General features: G+C 35.0%; 20 protein-coding genes and 1 tRNA gene. 12 read left to right on the top strand and 9 right to left on the bottom strand.

The features are described 5' to 3' along the window. Positions 1-8: 8 nt before the first annotated feature. The 4 genes from aroA to ABGX27_00675 all read left to right on the top strand — a co-directional run bounded on the left by aroA (position 9) and on the right by ABGX27_00675 (position 4,798). Positions 9-1,298 (top strand): 3-phosphoshikimate 1-carboxyvinyltransferase, encoded by a 1,290-nt coding sequence (gene aroA / locus ABGX27_00690; protein ID MEO2068014.1) that lies wholly within the window; start codon positions 9-11, stop codon positions 1,296-1,298. Between the two features lie 181 nt (positions 1,299-1,479). Beyond that, positions 1,480-2,730, top strand: a complete 1,251-nt coding sequence (locus tag ABGX27_00685) for a ComEC/Rec2 family competence protein (GenBank protein ID MEO2068013.1) — start codon at positions 1,480-1,482, stop codon at positions 2,728-2,730. Then, on the top strand, positions 2,727-3,986 hold the full coding sequence (gene lysA / locus ABGX27_00680; GenBank protein MEO2068012.1) for a diaminopimelate decarboxylase: 1,260 nt from the start codon (positions 2,727-2,729) through the stop codon (positions 3,984-3,986). Before ABGX27_00685 ends, lysA begins: the two co-directional genes overlap by 4 nt. After that, positions 3,986-4,798: an NAD-dependent deacylase gene (locus tag ABGX27_00675; protein MEO2068011.1), complete on the top strand. Its 813-nt coding sequence runs from the start codon at positions 3,986-3,988 to the stop codon at positions 4,796-4,798. The genes lysA and ABGX27_00675 overlap by 1 nt, the downstream gene beginning before the upstream one ends. On the opposite strand, the gene ABGX27_00670 is transcribed toward ABGX27_00675, so the two are convergent. Further along, entirely contained in the window at positions 4,729-6,288 is a 1,560-nt protein-coding gene (locus ABGX27_00670; GenBank protein ID MEO2068010.1) for a glycosyltransferase family 39 protein, read from the bottom strand. The two genes, ABGX27_00675 and ABGX27_00670, sit on opposite strands and share 70 nt — an antisense overlap. After that, positions 6,272-6,520 (bottom strand): hypothetical protein, encoded by a 249-nt coding sequence (locus ABGX27_00665; protein MEO2068009.1) that lies wholly within the window; start codon positions 6,518-6,520, stop codon positions 6,272-6,274. Before ABGX27_00665 ends, ABGX27_00670 begins: the two co-directional genes overlap by 17 nt. A gap of 62 nt (positions 6,521-6,582) precedes the next feature. On the opposite strand from ABGX27_00665, the gene ABGX27_00660 reads away from it, so the two are divergent. The 3 genes from ABGX27_00660 to ABGX27_00650 are packed head-to-tail and all read left to right on the top strand — an operon-like array spanning position 6,583 to position 9,986. Further along, complete coding sequence (locus ABGX27_00660; GenBank protein ID MEO2068008.1) at positions 6,583-8,148, top strand: glycosyltransferase family 39 protein; 1,566 nt, start codon at positions 6,583-6,585, stop codon at positions 8,146-8,148. After that, positions 8,135-9,100 (top strand): glycosyltransferase family 2 protein, encoded by a 966-nt coding sequence (locus tag ABGX27_00655; GenBank protein ID MEO2068007.1) that lies wholly within the window; start codon positions 8,135-8,137, stop codon positions 9,098-9,100. The genes ABGX27_00660 and ABGX27_00655 overlap by 14 nt, the downstream gene beginning before the upstream one ends. Continuing rightward, positions 9,087-9,986: a lysylphosphatidylglycerol synthase transmembrane domain-containing protein gene (locus ABGX27_00650; protein ID MEO2068006.1), complete on the top strand. Its 900-nt coding sequence runs from the start codon at positions 9,087-9,089 to the stop codon at positions 9,984-9,986. The genes ABGX27_00655 and ABGX27_00650 overlap by 14 nt, the downstream gene beginning before the upstream one ends. Here the strand turns inward: ABGX27_00650 and ABGX27_00645 are convergent. Genes ABGX27_00645 through ABGX27_00625 form a run of 5 tightly spaced genes read right to left on the bottom strand, consistent with a single transcriptional unit; the run spans position 9,978 to position 14,852 of the window. Next, the gene (locus ABGX27_00645) at positions 9,978-10,475 is read right to left on the bottom strand and encodes a shikimate kinase (GenBank protein MEO2068005.1); all 498 of its coding nucleotides are present in this window, start codon (positions 10,473-10,475) and stop codon (positions 9,978-9,980) included. The genes ABGX27_00650 and ABGX27_00645 overlap by 9 nt on opposite strands. A 1-nt stretch (position 10,476) precedes the next feature. Continuing rightward, entirely contained in the window at positions 10,477-11,313 is an 837-nt protein-coding gene (locus ABGX27_00640) for a hypothetical protein (GenBank protein MEO2068004.1), read from the bottom strand. Continuing rightward, positions 11,307-12,566 (bottom strand): hypothetical protein, encoded by a 1,260-nt coding sequence (locus tag ABGX27_00635; protein MEO2068003.1) that lies wholly within the window; start codon positions 12,564-12,566, stop codon positions 11,307-11,309. Before ABGX27_00635 ends, ABGX27_00640 begins: the two co-directional genes overlap by 7 nt. Positions 12,567-12,592: 26 nt before the next feature. Beyond that, a complete protein-coding gene (locus tag ABGX27_00630) occupies positions 12,593-13,444 on the bottom strand; it encodes a KaiC domain-containing protein (GenBank protein ID MEO2068002.1) in 852 nt (283 codons plus the stop codon). A gap of 13 nt (positions 13,445-13,457) precedes the next feature. Further along, entirely contained in the window at positions 13,458-14,852 is a 1,395-nt protein-coding gene (locus tag ABGX27_00625; GenBank protein MEO2068001.1) for a phosphoglucomutase/phosphomannomutase family protein, read from the bottom strand. 105 nt (positions 14,853-14,957) lie between these two features. Between ABGX27_00625 and purF the strand changes: the two genes are divergently transcribed. Then, positions 14,958-16,346, top strand: coding sequence for an amidophosphoribosyltransferase (purF, locus tag ABGX27_00620; GenBank protein ID MEO2068000.1), 1,389 nt, complete (start codon positions 14,958-14,960; stop codon positions 16,344-16,346). Here the strand turns inward: purF and ABGX27_00615 are convergent. Continuing rightward, positions 16,347-16,423, bottom strand: a tRNA-Arg gene (locus tag ABGX27_00615). A 38-nt stretch (positions 16,424-16,461) separates the two neighbouring features. Between ABGX27_00615 and ABGX27_00610 the strand changes: the two genes are divergently transcribed. The 3 genes from ABGX27_00610 to ABGX27_00600 all read left to right on the top strand — a co-directional run bounded on the left by ABGX27_00610 (position 16,462) and on the right by ABGX27_00600 (position 19,129). Beyond that, on the top strand, positions 16,462-16,725 hold the full coding sequence (locus tag ABGX27_00610) for a hypothetical protein (protein ID MEO2067999.1): 264 nt from the start codon (positions 16,462-16,464) through the stop codon (positions 16,723-16,725). Continuing rightward, complete coding sequence (locus ABGX27_00605) at positions 16,722-18,722, top strand: penicillin-binding protein 2 (GenBank protein MEO2067998.1); 2,001 nt, start codon at positions 16,722-16,724, stop codon at positions 18,720-18,722. Before ABGX27_00610 ends, ABGX27_00605 begins: the two co-directional genes overlap by 4 nt. A gap of 134 nt (positions 18,723-18,856) precedes the next feature. After that, the gene (locus ABGX27_00600) at positions 18,857-19,129 is read left to right on the top strand and encodes a flagellar biosynthesis anti-sigma factor FlgM (protein ID MEO2067997.1); all 273 of its coding nucleotides are present in this window, start codon (positions 18,857-18,859) and stop codon (positions 19,127-19,129) included. Here ABGX27_00600 and ABGX27_00595 read toward each other — a convergent pair. Then, positions 19,101-19,367 (bottom strand): EscU/YscU/HrcU family type III secretion system export apparatus switch protein, encoded by a 267-nt coding sequence (locus ABGX27_00595; protein ID MEO2067996.1) that lies wholly within the window; start codon positions 19,365-19,367, stop codon positions 19,101-19,103. The genes ABGX27_00600 and ABGX27_00595 overlap by 29 nt on opposite strands. A gap of 24 nt (positions 19,368-19,391) precedes the next feature. Here ABGX27_00595 and ABGX27_00590 point away from each other — a divergent pair. After that, the coding region (locus ABGX27_00590) for a GGDEF domain-containing protein (protein ID MEO2067995.1) at positions 19,392-20,585 on the top strand (1,194 nt) is incomplete at its 3' end.

The following is a 20,585-nucleotide window of genomic DNA, read 5'->3' as shown; positions in this document are numbered from 1 at the left end:
GAGGAAAAATGTTCAAAGCCGATTTTAAGGGTTTTTTAAAAGGAGAAATAAGAGTTCCTTCCGATAAGTCAATATCCCATAGATCAATTATGTTAGGTTCTCTAAATAAAGGAGAAACGGTTGTTAGAAATTTCTTGCGTTCTGAAGATTGTTTAAATACACTAAAAGCCTTTTTAGAACTTAGTGTTGAAATTAAAGATACTGGAAAAGAAATAATCATTAAGGGTAAAGGGAAAAGATCTTTAAAAGAACCTTTTAACGTAATAGACCTTGGAAATTCCGGAACGTCAATTAGATTAATTTCAGGAATACTTGCTGGGCAACCGTTTTATTCGGTTCTGACTGGAGATAAGTACTTAAGAAGAAGACCGATGGATAGAATAGCTATTCCATTAAGAATGATGGGAGCAGAAGTTCTTGGAAGAGAAAATGGAAAGTATCCTCCTTTAACGATTATCGGTAAAGAGAATTTAAAAGGAATTGATTACAGAAGTCCAAAAGCATCAGCACAGGTTAAATCCGCAATACTTTTGGCAGGACTTTTTACGGATGAACCGGTTTCCGTCTTAGAACCTGCAAAAAGTAGAGATCATACGGAAAAGATGCTAAAAGCTTTTGGTGTTGATGTTATTGTAGAGGATTTAAAAGTTTCCCTTGGGAAAAATAGAGAACTTGAAAGGGATTTAGAAATAGATGTTCCTGCTGATATATCTTCTGCTGCGTTCTTTATGGTAGGAGCAGCAATAACTCCAGGTTCAGAGGTTCTGCTGAAAGATGTTATTTTGAACCCAACGAGAACAGGAATTTTAGATGTTATGGAGAGAATGGGAGTAGATTTCAGGATTGAAAATAAAAGGGTTCAAGGTGGCGAAGAAGTTGGAGATATTGTAGTTTCATATACAGAGAATCTAAAAGCAACTAGAATCTGTGGAGATGAAATCCCAAGACTTATAGATGAAATACCAGTAATTGCCCTTTTAGCATCTCAAGCAGAAGGAGAGACGGTAATAAAGGATGCCAAGGAACTTAGGGTGAAAGAGAGCGATAGAATCAAGTCCACTGTTGAGAACTTGAAAACCTTAGGGGTTGAAGCTGAAGAACTTGAAGATGGAATGGTAATAAAAGGAAAAGCAAAACTGAAAGGGGGAAAAGTTAAATCTTTCGGAGATCACAGAATTGCGATGACTTTTGTGATTGCTTCGCTAATATGTAAAGAACCAGTTGAAATCGACGAAGTTGAGTGTATAAAAACCTCTTACCCGACTTTCTTTGAGAACTTAGAGAAAATCTTAAGTTAAATATGGAAAAACATGTAGTCTACATAGCTTAGATTCTTTACTACTAGCACTAAAAAGTATAGGTAGCGATTATTTTATCTTCGTTGTTCTCTTTTTCTTAGCAATTTCCTTTTACTACTCGAAGCGGTTTAAAGCGATAGAGCTTATTCCGGGAGTCATCTTAGTCTTCCTTCTCTTTTTTATGTTTTTATTCTTTCAATCTATGGAGAATCCCAACAGAGTAGTCTTCATAAAAGAGACTCCAAGAGGAAATCATCTTGCTTACCTTGAGGGACAAAAGGTTATTTTTGTTGATGAAAATATTAGAGTTGGAGATATTGTAGATAAAAATGGAAAAGTTTTAAAAAGTAGAAATCCTCTTTTAGGTTCCTTTGAAGATTTCAGACTTTCCATCTACGAAAAGATAAAGGATAACCTTAACTATCCAGTTTCTGCCCTTGTTGGAGCTATAACTTTGGGAATTCGCCAAGAAATTCCCTCTTCTGTTAAAGCATACTTTTCCCTTTCAGGGCTTTACCCTTTTTTAGCAATTTCTGGTCTTCACGTTGGGATAGTAGTTGGTTTTTTGGGGTTAATTTTCAAAACTTTAAGGTTTAAGAAACCTTATACAACCTCTTGCTTGGTTCTTTTTCCTCTAATGCCACTTACCGGATTTCCTCCTTCAGTAGTTAGAGCTTACTTTTTGTCCCTTTTTCTTTCCCTAGGGTTTGAAAGTTTTAGAAAAATTTCTCCTGTATACCTTTTGGGAGTTGTATTTCTATTCACTCTTCTACTCAACAAAGAATCTGTAGGGGCAACACTGTCTTTTCTTGCCGTTTTTGGAATATTTGTTGCTTTGGAGATAGTTAAAGGAAAATGGAAAACAATCTTTTTGGCTTCTCTTGCACCCATGCTTTTTACTTTACCGGTGGTTCTTTACCTTTTTGGGACTGTAAATTTAGCATCGCCTCTAAACTCCTTAGTTGCAACAGTTCTTTTCGTTCCTTTGTTAATTCTTTCCTTTTTAGCAGAAATTACTTTGTTTAAAATTGGATTTATAAATGACCTTTTGGATCTTACAGGAAAAGCTCTTATCATTTTAAGCCAGGAACTTTACTCCTTAACCAAAGTTTTTATTATTCACACAAATATACCACTCACCTTTGCTTCAGTAGTTATTCTTTTATCTTTATTGCTTTACTTTAAAAGACCTTTCTTTTCCTTTATCCCTCTGGTGTTCCTATTAATCATTTCTATTGTTTTCCAGAAGAAAATAGAGAACAAAACTTTTTACGTTAAGGGCTGGAAGCTTCACTCTTTTTACTTTTTATCAACAGAAGGGCAATCTTATAAAAATTGTAAAATTTACTCTGACTACGTTTTCCCTTTTGCAAGAAAGTTCTTACAGGGAAACGTAGTGATAGATAAAAGGCTAGAAAGGAGTAGACGGTGAGAAAAGATATTTTTCCCTTTATCTACTACGAAAATGGAAAGTTGAAAGTGGACGGCGTTGAAGTTGAACTTTTAGCAAAAGAATTTGGAACTCCTCTTTACGTTTACAGTAAGTCTGCCTTAGAGTTTTGGTTTAAAGAGTTTGATTCTGCTTTTTCTACTGTTCCTCATATAACCTGTTTTGCAGTTAAATCAAACTCAAACGTTGCAGTTTTAAAGGTTTTAAAAGAGCTTGGGGCAGGAGCAGATACAGTTTCAAAAGGAGAAATATTTAGAGCACTTTTAGCAGGGATTGACCCAAAGAAAATAGTCTTTGCAGGCGTAGGAAAGAGGGAAGACGAAATAGAGTACGCTCTTGAAAAAGATATTCTTATGATTAACGTTGAAAGTGAGAGTGAACTCTTTCTTATAAACAAAGTGGCAGAAAGACTTGGTAAGGTTGCCCCTATTGCCTTTAGAGTAAACCCAGAAGTTGATGCTAAAACCCACCCTTACATCTCCACTGGACTAAAAACCAGTAAGTTTGGAGTAAACTTTGAAGATGCTGTAAGACTTTATAAACTTGCAAAAGATTTAAAAAATGTTAATCCGATCGGTATTCATTTTCATATAGGCTCACAGATAGAAGATGTATCGGCATTTGGAGAAGCTGCAAGGAAAGTTAAAGAAATAGTAAAGGAACTTTTCTCTCTTGGAATAGAAATTGAATATTTTGATGCCGGTGGTGGGCTCGGGATAAACTACGACCCGTCAAAACCTTTTGTTTCATCTCAAAACCTTGCAAAAGAAATAGTTCCAATCGTTAAAGAGCTTGGACTAAAACTTATATTGGAACCGGGAAGAAGAATTAGTGGAAACTGTGGAATTCTTCTCACAAAAGTTATCTTCAAGAAAGAAAGAGACGAAAAACTCTTTTACATAGTCGATGCAGGAATGAACGATCTAGCAAGACCTTCTCTCTACAATGCCTACCACCATATAGTCCCCACTACCTTTAAGGAAGGAAAGGGAAAAAGAGCCGATGTTGTAGGGCCAATTTGTGAAACAGGGGACATTTTGGCAAAAGAAAGAGAACTTCCTCCTTTAGAAGAAGGAGAAACTTTAGCAGTATTAAGTGCTGGAGCTTATGGATTTACAATGTCTTCAAACTACAATTCAAGGCCAAGAGCAGCAGAAGTCCTTGTAGATAATGGAAGTTACAAACTTATAAGACAAAGAGAAACCCTTGGAGACCTTGTAGCAAGGGAGATTTTTTAATGGAGAAATTCAAAGAACTTGCAAGAGTTTTAAGAGAATCAAAGAAAGTTGTTGTTTTAACAGGAGCCGGAATTAGTGCAGAAAGTGGAATTCCAACCTTTAGAGGGAAAGACGGTCTTTGGAATAAATATGATCCAACAGAGCTTGCTACTTTTGAAGCTTTTAGTGAAGATCCTTTAAAGGTTTGGAAGTGGTATTTATGGAGAATGGAACTTATAGCGAAAGCTTTGCCAAACGCTGGACATAAGAGTCTTGTAGAGTTTGAAAAACTTTTTGATGAATTCAGTTTAATAACCCAAAACGTAGATGGTCTTCACAAGGTAGCAGGTTCAAAGAAGATTTTAGAGCTTCACGGTAATATATTTGAAGGAAAGTGTCGTTATTGTGGAAAAAAGTATAGTGAAGATGAGTTTTCAAGTCTTTTTCCTTTTGCAAACAAAAAGTTTTTAAAAAACCTTAGTAAGTCAGAGTTTAAAGATAGAATTCTAAATGGGCTAAAAGAAGAAGACCTTCCAAAGTGTAAAAATTGCGGAGAACTTGTAGGGCCAGGAGTTGTCTGGTTTGGAGAGAGTCTTGATGAGTACATTTTAGAAAGAGCCTTTAAAGTTTCAGAAGAAGCAGATGTCTTCTTTTCAGTTGGGACATCTGCCCTTGTTCAACCTGCAGCTTCTTTACCTTTAATAGCTAAAAGAAAAGGAGCTATTCTTATAGAAATAAACCCTCAAGAAACTCCTATATCTTCTTATTGCGATTTTGTTTTCAGGGAATCGGCAAAAGAAATATTACCGTTTTTGGTGAAAGAGTTAAGATAAATCTTTTTCTTTCCCACTAAGAATTCTTTTAGAATATTGCTTGCCCTTTCGTCGGAAACAAAAAGTTCCCTTTGGGAAGAATATTTACATAACGGGACTACTTCCCCTCTAAACTTTTCTACGTAGAAAAGAATTTTCAAATTGTAAGACATTGAACATAGAGCTTTTCCTTTTGACAAGGCTACAATTTCTTTTGCTATTTCTCTATAGGGAGGTTTGTTAACACTTGAAACAGGAATTATGAAGGAATTATAAAAACTTCTAAAGATTAACAAAATGGCAGACAGAAATACTACAACATGTTTTGTCTCAGTTTTGAAAAACCTAAAATATAGAAAAATTATAGCCACTGTCAGGTAGAAAAGTAACATGTTCTTTAAGATAACTGTCGACGGTAAAAGTTTTATCAAAAAAAGAATAACTAAAGATGTCAAAATGGCAGATAGAAAAATTAAAAACCTTCCAGAATTTATTCTTTTAAGATAGAAATCCTTTAAGAAGACAGCAACTATTACTGCAAAAATTGGATGAATTGGCATGGTATATCTCATCCTCGAACCGGGGAAAAACCAGTAAACAGCTAGGTTTCCTAAGAGAGTTAAGACCAAGAAGAAGATCCTTTCGTCTTTTAAAAGATTCTTTACTTTCTCTTTTTTCTTTAATAAAACAACTAGAACTACTAAAGACCAAGGTAGAGTGGAAATAAAAAATCTAAAAGGAAAAGTAATATACCTTTCTAGGATTCTATGAAAAGAAAAGTTTAATGGTGATCGGGAAGAGACTTCGTGAAAAAGTGTCAATGCTGCTTTTTCGGTCGGTATTAAAACTATCCAAGAGAAAAAAGGAAAAAGACCTAAAGCACCAAAAAGATGTTCCTTAGAAAAAAGAATTTTTGGATTTCTTTTTACTATGACATAGGAGATTACGGCTATGTAGAAGAAATGAAAAGCAGGTAGCCCTTTTGTCAAAGCAGCAAGAGAGGTAAAAAAGTATCCAAAGAACCAAGCACTTTTCCTCTTTCCACTTTCAAAAAGAGTGTACCAAGAGAAAATAGATAAAAAGACAAATAGGGTAAAAAAAGCATCGGGTTCACACTTTGTAGAATAGACAAAAAGCAACGTCCCTGTAGTTGCCGTTATTAAAGAAGAGAGTAAAGCAACCTTAGAGTCAAAGATTTTTCTGACAAAAAAATACGAAGCGACAACAAGTAAAATAGTGGCAACTATTGAAGGAAACCTCAGCGAGAATTCACCGATTTCTCCGACAAGGAAAGAGGATAAAACCAAAATCCAGTTGTGTAAGGGAGGTTTTTTAAAGTAAGGTTCTCCAAGAACGGTCGGTTGGAGAAAATCTTTTTTTTCTATCATTTCAAAGGCAACAATTCCCCTCCTTGGCTCTTCATGAAAAAGATTTTTAACATCAAGATTGATAAGCAGAGAAATGCTTAAGATAACCAAAAAAAGAAATAAGATTTTACTCTCCCTTCTCAACAGCAACCTCTTTAAAGAACTCTTTTGGAATGTCAGGTTTTTCTCCTATCGGATGAAACTCTACTTCTATGCTTTCACATTCAGGACATTTAAAGTAACTTATCCACATACATTTATCCCCTATTAAGTCTCTTACGTCCCCTTCCTTATTTACATTTCTTGAACCTATGTACGTAAATTTCCCAACATTGCCGCAAGTGTTGCACTTTAGAAGTTTTTTAAAATACTTCACTACCCTTTTCCTCCGTCTATAGGTATAATATAAACGCAATTTTATTAAATTGCGAGGTACAAATGAAGAATAAAAGGTTCCTTTTACTCTTGATTCTTTCTTTTCTACTCCTGGTTCTACCTAACGGTTTCTTTACCTGTTTTGACAAGGATGAACCTAAGTACTTAGAAGCAGCAAGAGAAATGATAGAAAAGGGAGATTACATAACTCCTTACTATAACTACGAGTACAGATTTGACAAGCCTATACTCGTTTATTGGCTAATAGTCTTAGGATATAAGCTTTTTGGAATAAACGAATTTGGAGGAGGATTTTTTGTTTCCATTTTTGGGGTTTTTACAGTTTTAATTCTTTACTGGTGGTTAAGAAGATGGAAAAGTGAAAATCTCGCTTTTTGGTCGGCACTTACTCTGCTTTCAATGGTTTACTTTGTTGGAATGGCTACAGTAGCAATGCCAGATGTAGTTTTACTCTTTTTTATAACAGCTTCTTTAATCTTTTTCTTTGAAGGATACCATAGAAAGAAAGAGGAATTTTATCTTCTTGCTTTTGCATCTTCCGGAATGGCAACTCTTACAAAAGGTCCAGTTGGAATAGTTCTTCCTGGAATTATTGCAGTAGTATACCTAACCTTAAGAAGAGACCTAATAAGGACTTTAAAAGAAATTCCATGGATAAAAGGATTTACTATCTTCTTTTTGATAGTTACTCCCTGGTACTTCGCAGTTTTAAAGAAACATGGTTATCACTTCTTTAAAGATTTTGTTCTTTTCCACAACGTTCATCGTTTTCTCTCAAAAGTTCCAGGGCATCCTACTCAATGGTGGTATTACCTTGCTAACTATGTATGGATATATCTTCCTTGGAGTCTTGTTTTTCCTTTTGCAGTTTACAAAGCGTTTAAGGAAAGAAAGTTTATTACCGACAACGTAATAATGTTTTCAGTAGTTTGGTTCTTTGGAGTTTTTACCTTCTTTCAAATAGCCCATACAAAGTTAACCCACTACCTTCTGCCCTCATTCCCAGCTTTTAGCGTAGTTGTAAGCTGGTATCTTCTAAACTTTGAAAAGAGGTTGGTAAACTACTTAATAGTTCTCTTGCTTGTAATCGCCTCTGTTGTTGTTACTGCCGCCTTTACCCTAAAAGGGTTTCCACCTATTTCTTACCTTTTAGTAGCTCCTACACTCCTTGCTGCCATAATACTAATTTTCAAGAAATCAAATCCTTTAAAGATAGCGGTAGTTTTCTTAATACTTACATCTCTATCTTTAAAATGGATAGTACTACCTTCTTTACAGGAACTTAGGGCAAAACCACAAGCAGGAGAACTTATAAGGGACCTTGCTAAAAACTGTCAAAGTTGTAAATTTTACTTTCTTCACTTTAGAAGTCCAGAAGTCGTCTATCATTTCAGAACTGGAAAATTGGAGAATATTCATGATTTCAGAAAAGCCGAAGAGATGCTAAAGTCAGAAGAACCCGTGGTCTTCGTAACTAGAGAAAATCGCCTAAAAAATATAAAGAATACAAGATTTTACTTGCTATTTAAAAAGGAGGAGTTTTTAACAAAACGTAAAATTGTAGTGATATCAAACTATCCTAAGGAGAAGTTAAATGCTAGAGAATAAAAAAGTTTCGATAGTTATTCCTGTCTTTAACGAGGAGAAAAACGTCCCATTACTTTACAACAAACTTAAAGATGTTTTAGAAAAGTTACCTTACGACTATGAAATAATCTTTGTGGATGATGGAAGTACCGATAGCACTAGAACCGTTTTAGAAAGTATAGCCCAGAAAGATAAGAAAGTAAAAGTAATCTTTTTTGCAAGAAATTTTGGACAAACTCCTGCAATGATGGCCGGAATGGATTTTGCAAAAGGAGATGTAATAATAACGATGGATGGGGATCTTCAAAATGATCCAGAGGACATACCAAGGCTTTTAGAAAAGATAAAAGAAGGATATGATGTTGTAAGTGGCTGGAGAAAAGACAGAAAAGATGCTGCTATCTCAAGAAAACTTCCTTCAAAGATTGCTAACTGGCTTATAGGAAAGCTAACTGGTGTAAAGCTTCACGATTACGGATGTACTCTAAAGGCTTACAGAAGCGATGTTATTAGACGAGTAAGGCTTTACGGAGAACTTCATCGCTTCATCCCTGCCATAGCCTCAACTGTAACTTCTTGCGATAGGATAATAGAGATTCCAGTAAAACACCATCCAAGAAAGTATGGAAAATCAAAGTATGGGATTTCTCGAACCTTTAAAGTAATAGCAGATCTTTTCTTCATTTGGTTCTTGAAGAAATTTATGCAAAAACCCATACACTTTTTCGGCATTTTTGGACTGATTCTTTTTATTCTTGGATTCATTCCATTTATTTACCTTATATTTCTAAAGTTAACTGGACATCCAATTAGTGGAAGACCTCTGTTAATTATTTCAGTCCTCTTTATTTTAGCTGGAATTCAGATGTTTACGACAGGTATCATAAGTGAAATCTTGATGAGGATTTATTTTGAATCTCAGGATAAAAAACCTTATGTTGTAGAGAGAACGATAAACGTTGACGAAAAGTAAGCTAAGTATAGGGATATCTATTTTCATTCTTTTGGTTTTCGGGTATTTCCTTTTTGAGTTTAACGTTTTTAAGAACCTATATTCTATTTTAAATAGTCTTAACTTCTTTTATCTCTTTCTTTCTCTATCCTTTTACCTTTTCACTTATCTTTTTAGAGCTAAACGGTTTAACGTAATATTTCCTTCAATATCCACTTTAGATCTCTTAAATGTCCTAACAGTTCACACGTTTTTTAATAACATACTGCCTTTTAGGTCGGGGGAAGTTTCATTTCCACTAATTTTAAAAAAGCTTTTCAATGTTGAAGTCTCTCTATCTTCTACTGGATTGATTTTTATAAGAATTCTCGATCTTTTATCTCTTTTAATGTTTTTCATTGTTTCAACATTTATAATCTCTATAAAAACAAGTAAGTTAATCTTGCTTTCCTTCACTTTAATGATTTTAATAGCTTTAATATCAATAATTGTTTGGAAAATCCTTAGTAAGTTTAAAGATAAAATTCCTATTATTGCATCGATTTTCTACTTTATTAGGACTATACTAGTGCCTGCTTCAGTAGGAAAATTAATAGCCTTCTCTTTCCTAACTTGGCTTTTCAAGTTTTTCTCCTTTTTCTTTATTATGAAAGCTGGAAATATAGATTTAAATTTCTTTGAAACAGTTTTTGTATCTACTTTTGGAGAAGCAACAACAATTTTGCCAATTCATAGTCTTGGAGGCTTTGGGACATACGAAGCTGGTCTTGTTGGTGGATTCTCTCTAATAGGAATAAAAGTTTCCTATGCATTAACAGTTGCATTCTACTTTCATGTTCTTCTTCTTCTAATGTCTGGAGTTTTAGCTATCGTTGGATGGTTTTACCTTTCAAGGAAATTAAAGTAGTTTAAGCTCTTGAAGAATCTTATCTACAGTTTCGGATGGAGAGTAAATATCCGTCCTAACCTTTATTTTAGCCTTTTCGTAAAAAGGTTTTCTTTTTTCAAAAAGTTCTCTTACTTTCTCTTTACCAAGAGATACTAAGGGCCTATTGGAGTCTTTGGAAATTCTATCCCATAGCGTCTCAAATTCTGCTTTTAAGTACACAGAAACAGCACTTTCGTTAATTTTATCCATATTGTCTTTATAGACGGGAGCTCCTCCACCAGTAGAAATTATGCACTCCTTAGCGGATAGTAGTTCTAGCAAAGTTTCTCTTTCCAGTTCCCTAAAAGTATCTTCTCCGAACTTAGAAAAAATCGTTGGAATGGTCATTCCGGTTCTTTTTAAGATTTCTTCGTCAAGATCTAAAAAAGGAAGGAAAAGCCTTTCTGATAAAAGTTTTCCTATCGTAGATTTTCCACTTCCCATAAAGCCTACTAAAATTATCCTCATCTTACTTCACTGGTATGGCAAAGAAAGGTTTGTAATTGTTTTTAGGAAGTTCTATGTAAAAATCATTTCCATTACCAAGTTTCTTGTCCCAGCCAGGACTAATGATCTTATCTTCTTTAAAAATTAAGTTGTTTCCAAAGCAATCTTTAACAGGTAAAACAGCCGTATTTGCATTACTCAAGACTTTCTCTCTTAAAGCCCAGTTAAGACCCTCTAAAAGTCTTTCTTTTGTTAGGGAGGTAAGATCATTAATAGGAAGAATAGAGTAAACCAATGCAGCAATTATGGCTAAAGATGCAAAAGAGGTTAGATAAGGTAACAAGATACTTATCTTGTCAACGTTGGATATTTTTAATATATCTTCTTCCCTAAGTTCAACAAGTTTTGTTATAGATAAATCAAGTTTATAAAGGTCTTTAATGCTTAAAGGTTCTTTTTCAAAGAAAAATTTAGAAAGCACAGAAGGTAATTTAGAAGTGTCTGCTTCTTCTATAACGAAAAGGGCTGGTATTTCCCCCACTTTCTCTAAATAAGGATTTGCAACTATCGTTTGTAAGTCAAATATTGTTAAAGGAGTTGGTATTCTACAGTCATTCGCATTTTGAGCTTCAAAACTTAAAGAAAAGCCAAAAATAACCCACTCCTCTAGGAACTTCCAAAGGGTAGCTTCAGGAGATAGACCATTTTCCGGTTTGATTCCTACTTTTCCACCTTTTAAGCAAAGTACGAGTTCTGTAGAAGGGGATCTAAGGATGAGCTTTGTAGGTTCTTTTTTGCTCTGGTAAATGTTTAGAATATCTACTAAGTTTCCTACTTTTTCTAGATTTCCCTTTAGCATAACAACTTACCTACCACAATATAGTTAGTAACAAGGAAAACAATGAATATTAGTATGAAAAAAGCTACTCCATTATTTATGTAAAAACCAATACCGGGTATTTTCCTAAAGCTTCTATTGAAGAAACCGTATTCAAAAGGAATTTTGCTTACAAGAATGTAAGCCAACAGTAATCCTACAGAAAGGGCAATGATAGTGTTCCATGCCACTTTTGTTTCTAGTGGTCTTGGCTGCAGATGAATTAAGAGAGGAACCGGTTTATCAGGTATAACTATCTGTTCATTTCTTTTTAGTTTTTCCATCATCTTAGCTGCTTTGTCAACCTGTAAAGTTGCACTGTAAGTAAAGTACAAGTTTATTTCTGGAATAGGGCTTTTACTCAGTCCGTTTGCTTTTAAGAAATACTTTTCTGCTTTTTCGTAGTCCCCTTTCATAAAGTAAAAGTATCCAAGACCATTTAAAGCAGCTATTTTCAGTTCTTCATTATTAGAGTTTTCAGCTATGTTTTTTAAGACTTTAATGTTTTCAAAGTTACCAACAGCTAGCTGGTTAATTATCTTCTCTACTGTTTCCTTTTTAGAGTCACTGAAAACTTTGTCTATTAGGTAATAAGGAACATAACCATCTCTTTCTATTTTTTCCTTGTAAAGGGTAGAATAAGAAGAAACGTATGCCGAAGCGTTATTATATATATTTTGCGAGAGTAAGGAGATAACGGAGAACAACATTAAAAAAATAGTAAAAACAGGCTTTCTTAGCCTAAGGTTAAATACAATAGCCGTTCCTACTAAAAAGAAAAAGAAAGGTTTATAGATAACCGAAATCGAGGATAAAAATATTGAAAAAACTGATAATATGTTTCTGTGTCTTGTATTTACCTGTTGGAAGAAGAAAGTTAGAGTGAAAACAACAATAAGAAACATGACACCTATGGAGCTGTTATAGATAATAGAAGAAATTAAAAGTTCCTTCTTTTTATTGGTTATTCCCGATTCAGGAATTTTCTCTATTTCCTTTTTCATTAAGTAGTTGATTTCTGGAATATAGTTAACAGGGAGAGTTTTCTTTACTTCCTGCAAAGTTTTTAGGTCTTTTTGAATGATAGTTTCTGATTTCTTTGTTTTTAGGTCGTTCTCAAGTTTATTTAAAACATCTTCTAGTGATGCACCATTACTACACGTAGTTATAATGAAAAGAAGTGAGAATAAACTTATGAGAAAATTTACCATAACAAGCCCCTTAAGCTGTTTCAAAAATCTTTTTAGATAAATTTTAATATTTACTTCACACTTTTCAAATATTCTACAAGAGGCTGTTTTATCTCTACTAACCCAAGTTCCGTGATTTCCATTAAGTAAAGTTTTGTAACATGCCCACAAAGGCGACATCCATCGATTCTGAAAAGTCTTACAATATCTCCAAGCTCTTTCTTGTAGGCTTTTGCTTTAGATGGAGAAAGAAGAATTTCCTTGGATAGAACAATAGTACAGTCGACAATGTGCCCTACCGCATAACCTCCTGCTGCTTCCGGAGAAAGCTCGTCATGCCCACTTCTTTTTTGAGATATGAAAATAGCCGTTTGATACCATTTCTTCATAAAGTTGAAAAAAGCTCTAACAACAGACCTAGCTAGCATTTCCTTTGCTTCAAACAATCCTGTGATAGAGTCAATGACAGTTCTTCTACAATGGTAAGTTCTGTAAACGTAAGCTAAAGTGTCAAGCATAGTTGGAATATCATCTCGAAGTTTAGTATTACTTGCAGCATCTATAAGGATTATGTTGTCTTCTATTTTTTCAAACTCTATTCCCATAACCGTTGCTCTTTGCCTTAGCCCTGCTGCTACAAACGGTGCAGGACTTTCTACAGTGACAAAACACACCTTTTGTCCCAAAGATGCCTGCTTTACCGTAAACTGTTCGGCAATAAGGCTCTTTCCAGTATCAGGAGTTCCAGTAAGGTTTACAACTGAATACTCGGGTATTCCCCCCAACGGTTTCTTTATAGGTTTTCCATTCTCCCATTCTACACTGAAAAATAGGTCATCGAGCCCCTTTACACCTGTAGAAACTCCTTTTAGCTGAGGAGCTTTCTTTATAGCTTCCCCGAGAACGTAAATGTTATCTTTCATTACCTCTTTCTGCTTATCCAACTTTTCCTCCACTTAAAAGTTTCTTACCCCATTCTAAAAGTTCGTAGGTTCTATTTTCACTTGGCATTTCTGCGTATACTCTAAATACCGGTTCTGTACCGGATGGTCTAAAGAGTAGCCAAGAGTCATCTTCAAAGATAATCTTAAGACCATCTATAGTTAAAATCCTTTCTACCTTTAAATTATTCCATTTCTCTGGAGGATTTTCTTTAAGCTTTTCCAAAGCCTCTCTTTCTCTTTCTGAAACAGGTAAGTCAACTCTCTTGTAAAAAGCGGCTCCAAATTCTCTAAAGAGGTCTTCTACAAGCTCAGAAACTTTCTTTCCTTCAGCTATCATCTTTTCTATAAGTAGAAGTCCCATAAGTAGTCCATCTCTTTCTGGGAGATAATTCATAAGGGCATAGCCTCCACTCTCCTCGCCACCAAAAAGAACCTTTCTTTCCATAGCTACTTCCGAAATGTTTTTAAAACCTACTGGAGTTTCTACAAGGGTAAGCCCTTCCTTTCTACAAACTCTGTCCACTAAATAACCTGTAGAAACAGTTTTCACAACTATTCCATCTTTTTTTCCTTTATTTCTGACTATATGGAGAAGTAAAAGTGCATAAACAAGTTGAGAGTTTACAAACCTTCCCTTCTCATCAACTATTCCTACCCTATCCCCATCTCCATCGTTGGCAATTCCAATGTCTGCCTTCAGTGAGCGAACTTTTTCCATAAGTCCTGTAATATTTTTCTCAACTATCGGTTCCGGGTGTTTTCCTCCAAAAAGAGGATCCCTAAAAGAGTGGATTTCACAAACACTGAGTTTTGTCCCTTCTAAGGCTCTTCTCATTAATCCCTGCTGAGCTCCAAACATTGGATCATGAATAATTAGTAGTTCTCTTTCTTTAAAGAGAGATAATTCAAGCTGTTTCCTTACTCCTTCAACATAAGGAGTATTGATATCTTCTTCTTTATAATCACCTTTCGGGACTTCTTTATTTTCAACTAAAGGTATCTTCTCTTCTATTTTTTTTGTAAAGGAGGTTCTTGCTGCTCCTCCGAAGGACTCCTTCACCTTATATCCGTTGTATCTACCATGATTGTGGGAAGCTGTAATTACTATACCGTTATCAAATCCAAAATATTTCGTAGCAAAGGAAACTGCTGGAGTTGGTGAAAAGCCTTTGGAGAGAACTACTTCAAGTCCTAATCCTGCTAAAATTTCGGCTGTAAACTTGGCGTATTCTTCGGAAAGAAACCTTAAATCATAACCAACAACTACTTTTTTTGCCCCTTCTTCTTTCAGAACTTCTCCATGAGCTAGAGCAACTTTCCTTAAGTTATCGAAGGTAAATTCCTTAGAAATTACTCCTCTCCATCCATCCGTTCCAAATTTAATCATTTCTTTTAAGCCTCCTCTTATTTTTTCTTTCGATAGACTTAAAGAATTATACTGTTATAATCTCTATCTCAAAACTTTGTAACTAATTATGGGAAGAGAGGAAAGATGAAGGAGTTCTGTGGAGTATTCGGAATATACAACCACGAAAATGCAGCCTATTACACCTACTTAGGTCTATATGCTCTTCAACACAGAGGACAGGAAAGTGCTGGAATAGCAGTAACTGATGGAAATAAGATATCTTACTACAGAGATTTTGGTCTTGTTTCGTCCGTCTTTAAAAACGAAAACCTAAAAGCTCTTAAAGGTAATGTTGCTATAGGGCATAACAGGTATTCAACATCTGGAGCTTCCGATTCTTCAGATAACATCCAGCCGATAGTTATTTCTTATAAGTATGGTCAGATGGCTATTGCTCACAATGGAAACATAGTCAATGCTTTACTCTTAAGAGAGGAATTGGAAGAAGAAGGTTCAATTTTTAGGGGAACTACCGATTCAGAGGTGATAGTCCATTTAATAGTGAAGTCAAAGAAAAGGAAATTTCTCGAAAAGTTAATGGATGCCCTTTCAAAGCTAAAGGGAGCATATTCGCTTCTTGTTATGACCAACAAAAAACTAATTGCAGCAAGAGATCCTTGGGGATTTAGACCTTTATGTATGGGAGAACTTGATGGAAGTCCTGTATTTGCGTCTGAAACTTGTGCTTTTGACCTTATAGGTGCTAAATACGTAAGAGATGTAGAACCAGGAGAAGTTATAGTTATTGAAAATGGACAGATGAATTCTTACAGAATTCCTATACAGGAACCTTGCAAGATATCCCAGTGTATCTTTGAGTTTGTTTACTTTTCTCGTCCAGATAGTAAGATCTTTGGTCGTAGCGTTTACGAGGTAAGGAAAGAGTTTGGAAAAATCTTAGCAAGAGAATATCCTGTTGATGCAGACCTTGTTATTCCTGTTCCGGATTCCGGCGTTGTTCCTGCTTTAGGATATTCTCAAGAAAGTGGAATTCCTTTTGAAATGGGGTTAATAAGAAACCATTACGTTGGAAGAACCTTTATAAAGCCTGAACAGAAAATGAGGGATATTGGGGTAAAGGTCAAACTTAATCCTATTCCTGAGATCTTAAAAGGAAAAAGAATCGTTGTAATTGATGATTCTATTGTTAGAGGAACAACAAGTAGAAAAATAATAAGAATGCTAAAAGAAGCTGGTGCAAAAGAAGTACATATGAGGATAAGCTCTCCACCTACAAAGTGGCCTTGCTACTTTGGGATCGATACTCCGACAAGAGATCAACTTATAGCATCCTCACATTCAATAGAGGAGATACGTAAGTACATAGAAGCAGATTCCCTTGGATATCTGTCCTTAGAGGGAATGATAAAAGCTGCCGGTGGAAGTAAGGATCTTTACTGTACAGCTTGTTTTGATGGTGAGTATCCTGTGGAGATACCTGACAATATTATTAAGCAGGCTAAAAAAGTTTAGTGGTGCGCCTGGCGGGACTCGAACCCGCGACACCAGGATCCGGAGTCCTGGGCTCTATCCAGCTGAGCTACAGGCGCATAACTTGTAGTAGGAATAATATAATCTTACGGAAGAGATGTTGAAGTACCTATGTGCGTTAAGTTACTTTGTAAGTTTTATTCTGATGGTTGCTATTAGCTTAAAGGTTGTAAGTATTCGCTCTAAGTGCACTTCTGAAAGGGCTAAAATAACAAAAGTTGTTAAGCATATAGAACAACTTAAAGAAGAAAATAACCGTTTAACCAATGAATTTTTTAGAAAGCTAAATCCAAAGACTGTCGATGATCAAACTAAAAATATGAAGATACTTCACGAGAACGAGGTTAAGTACTTGAAATGAGATTACTTCGAGTATTTTGGAACGCTATTGTTAGATTTTATAGATTCGTTAGTCCTTTCAAAGATGATAGATTAAATCTTTTTCTTTTTATCTCTTTATTCTTAGTCGTTATTTATTTTGGAAAACTTCTATCTTTGACCTACTTTAATAAGGATTTCTGGATAAGCTTTGTAAAAGAACAATCTAAAGGAGTGATTAGGATCTCATCTGAAAGGGGAAAAATTCTAGATAGAAATGGAATTCCTCTCGCTACAAGTGAGAGAATATTCTCTTTCTACATTAGACCTACAGAAATTAAAGATAAAGAACTTTTTAAAAGGATAATTTTAAGAGATAAAGACGTTCTAAGAGAGTACTTGAAAAGAAAAGACAAGTTAACAAATGAAAATTTAGAACTGTTGCTCCAAATTTTAAGTGTCTTTTCTGAAATTTCAGATAAGGACATAGAAAAAGCCTACAAGAAGAAGTATACAATAGTAAAACTTAAGGGAAAAACAATAAAAGTTCCTTTTGTTTGGTTAAAAAAAGAGTTATCGGTAAAGAGAGAAAAAGTACTCAAAGCAGTGTTGGTTGCTTTGAGAGTTTACTACACTCTCTCAAACGAAAACCGGTTTAAAAAGAAGTATCCAGACATTTTGGGATTTGTTTCTGAATTTAGAAGGGTTTACCCTTACGCTGTAGGATCTGTAATTGTTGGCATTACAAACAAAGTGGGAGAAGGTCTCTCAGGACTTGAGCATCTTTTAGAGAAAAGAAAAATAATAACTGGTGATGAAGTTGTTCTATCTGGTCTAAAAGATGCTACAGGCAAAGTATATCTTGGGAAAGATGCGTCCGTCTTTTTAACAAGAAAGAAAGGCAACAACGTTATTACAACTATTGATGGTAATCTTCAATACATTTTCGAGAAAACAATTAAAAAGTATGGTGATAAGTGGCATCCAAACTTCATAAATGCAGTTTTAATGGACCCGTATACAGGAGAAATATTGGCAGCAGCAAGTTATCCCTTTAAACCCCTTGTAGCCCGTTTCGTTACTACACCATACGAGCCTGGTTCTGTTATGAAACCAATAGTTTTAGCTGCTGCAATAAACGAAGGAGTGATTACAGAAAATACAATTATAGATTGTCCTGCTTACTATAAGGTCGGTAAAAAAGTATTTCACAACGAGTTTAGGGGAAAAGATGTAAAGTTAAGAGCATGGGAAGTAATAAAGTTTTCTGACAATATAGGGATAATAAAAATTGTTCAGAAACTTGGAAAAGAAAAATATTACAAGTACCTTAAAGCGTTTGGTTTCGGAAGGAAGACGGGAATATCACTCCCAGCCGAATCTCCGGGGATTTTGAGAAGGTGGGAAAAGTGGAAAGATGTAGAGTTTGCAACTTTATCCTTTGGTCATTTCATATCAGTAACAACTTTGCAGCTTGCTGTAGCGTATTCTGTTCTCGTTAATGGCGGGTACTATGTTAGACCGAGAATACTTTCAGCTATTGTTGATGATAAGGGTAACGTTTTAAAAAGATTTCCATCTATCAAGGAAAGGAAGGTAATTTCTGAAAAGACTTCAAAGATTATGAGAAGAGTACTAACTATGGTTGTTGAGAGTGGAACCGGAATAGGTACAAAACTTGAAAACTTTTTTATTGGAGGAAAGACAGGAACTGCTCAAAAATACGATCCAAAGTTTAGAGACTACAATCCTGAGAAAGCTACTCTGTCATTTGTAGGTGCTTTCCCGATGACGAACCCAAGATTTGTTCTTGCAGTAACTGTTGATGATCCTAAGCTTCCCAAGGAAAAACTCTGGGCGAGTAAAGTAGCTGTTCCTATATTCCGTGAACTTGCGGAAAGAGTTCTCCTTTATGAAAGAGTTGCTCCCGATAAAAAGGAGTACTTGTTAAAAGAAAATGGAGAAATTATTTCTATAGAGATAAACCAAGATTTCTTACTAAAAAACGGTTTGCAAGATGATGTATCTACTTACCATTAGTTTATTGGCTTTCTACTCTATAGTAATCGCTGTTCGCTGTAGTCTGTGAGTAAGGAAAATAGTAAAATTTTTTCATCTTTTTCCGATAATATAATAAGTCAAGGGAACTTTCTAAACCTTTGGAGGATGGAAAGTTGAAAATAAATGAATATTCCTCAGAAGTACTTAAACTTTTAGGAAAAGATCTACCTTCCAATAGGGTAAATAGCAAAAAGCAGTCTTCGTCCGAAGTTATCAAGGAAGAGAAAGGCGTTATTGTTGATCTTTCTGGAAACCTTAACGTTGAAGTGGAATCTGTTCCCACTGAGAAAGTTGAAAAGATAAAGAAGGCTATTAAAGAAGGAAAGTATACTGTTAACTTACATAAAATTTCTGATGCTATTTTGAAAGATATTTTGGGCGAATAATTGTATACACGTAGCTCAGGATTTTTGCTACAACCTTGTAAGTATCGGGAGGGATTTCCTTTCCGATGTCTATATTAATAAGGAAGGATATAAGTTTTTCATCTTCGACTATAGGAATGTTATGTTTCTTTGCTAGTTCTAAAATTTTTTCAGCTATGAATCCTGTTCCTTTTGCTACTACTTTGGGGGCGTTATCCTTATTTCTGATATACTTAATAACAACTGCCTTTCTTTTCAAAACTAACCTCTAAGAAGGTTTATTATGGAAATAAAGAAAAGACTTTTAAGGGACATAACTTTAATGGCAACAATATCTGGGTTCTTAACACCTTTAGCACTTAAGGCCATAAACCCTACTTTGAAGTTAGGTTACTTAGAGTTTACCATATCCTTACTTTCGAATTTTATACTCACCATATTTATGTATTTTGTTCTCGTTGAAGGAAATCTTAAAGATTACTTTAACTATTTGACAAATCTTCTTTCAAGGCTGAGAAAAGCTAAGAAAGCAGGAAAAGTAGAAGATATGAAAGTCCTTCTTGAAAACGTGGAAATTGAACCTAAAGGAAAGGATTTTATATCTGAATTCTCTAAAGAACTACTATACTTCTTGAACGCTATATACCAAGACGAATTGTTGGATCACTACCAGAATGAAATAAACGACATTTTTGGTAAAACTTTAGAGGGTAAGGTTCTAGCTTCAAAGGTGTATCAGTTTCTGTACGATAAGTTTGGTGTCTTATCTGCCGTTTTCTTTTCACAAAAAGGGGGTGAAATTGAACTTGTTCATGCTGTAAATATGGATCCGATAATACCTGAAGGATTGGCTGAAATAATAGAAAGCAACAAGGTAAAAGTTTTAAACGTTGATGATGTTGCAGTAAAGTTTCCGGGAAATATGTTCCTCAAATCCGTCTGTATCATTCCTCTTGTGACTGAAACTTGGAAAGGAGCAGTTATAGTAGGAAAGACAGAAAAGATGAAAGGATTGGAAATTCTTTTTTACAGGAGAATTAGACACTCTATGGCTCAGGCTTTTAGGAACGCATATGCTTACGAGTTACTCAAAAAAGAATCTACTATTGATCCTCTTACAAGGCTTTTCAACAGAAGGTTTGGATTAAAGCGTTTAAGAGAACTTGTTAAGCTTGCGTTAAGGGAGAATAAGCCTATAGCCATTGGAATGCTTGATATAGATAACTTTAAGAGAATCAACGATACTTATGGACATCTTGCAGGTGATTACGTCCTTAAAAAGATAGCCGAGATAATTAAGGAGAACATAAGGGAAACTGATTTAGCTGTAAGATTTGGAGGAGAAGAAATACTCCTTGTTCTTTACGGAACAGATGAACATTCTGCAAAAGAGGTTTTTGAGAGAATAAGGAGACTTGTAGAAAACAGTTCTTTCACGTACGAAGGACAAGACATACCTGTAACGGTAAGTATTGGG

Source organism: Desulfurobacteriaceae bacterium, from assembly GCA_039832905.1.
In the GTDB taxonomy this organism is placed as follows: domain Bacteria; phylum Aquificota; class Aquificia; order Desulfurobacteriales; family Desulfurobacteriaceae; genus Desulfurobacterium.
This window is presented reverse-complemented; position numbering and strand designations above follow the sequence as displayed.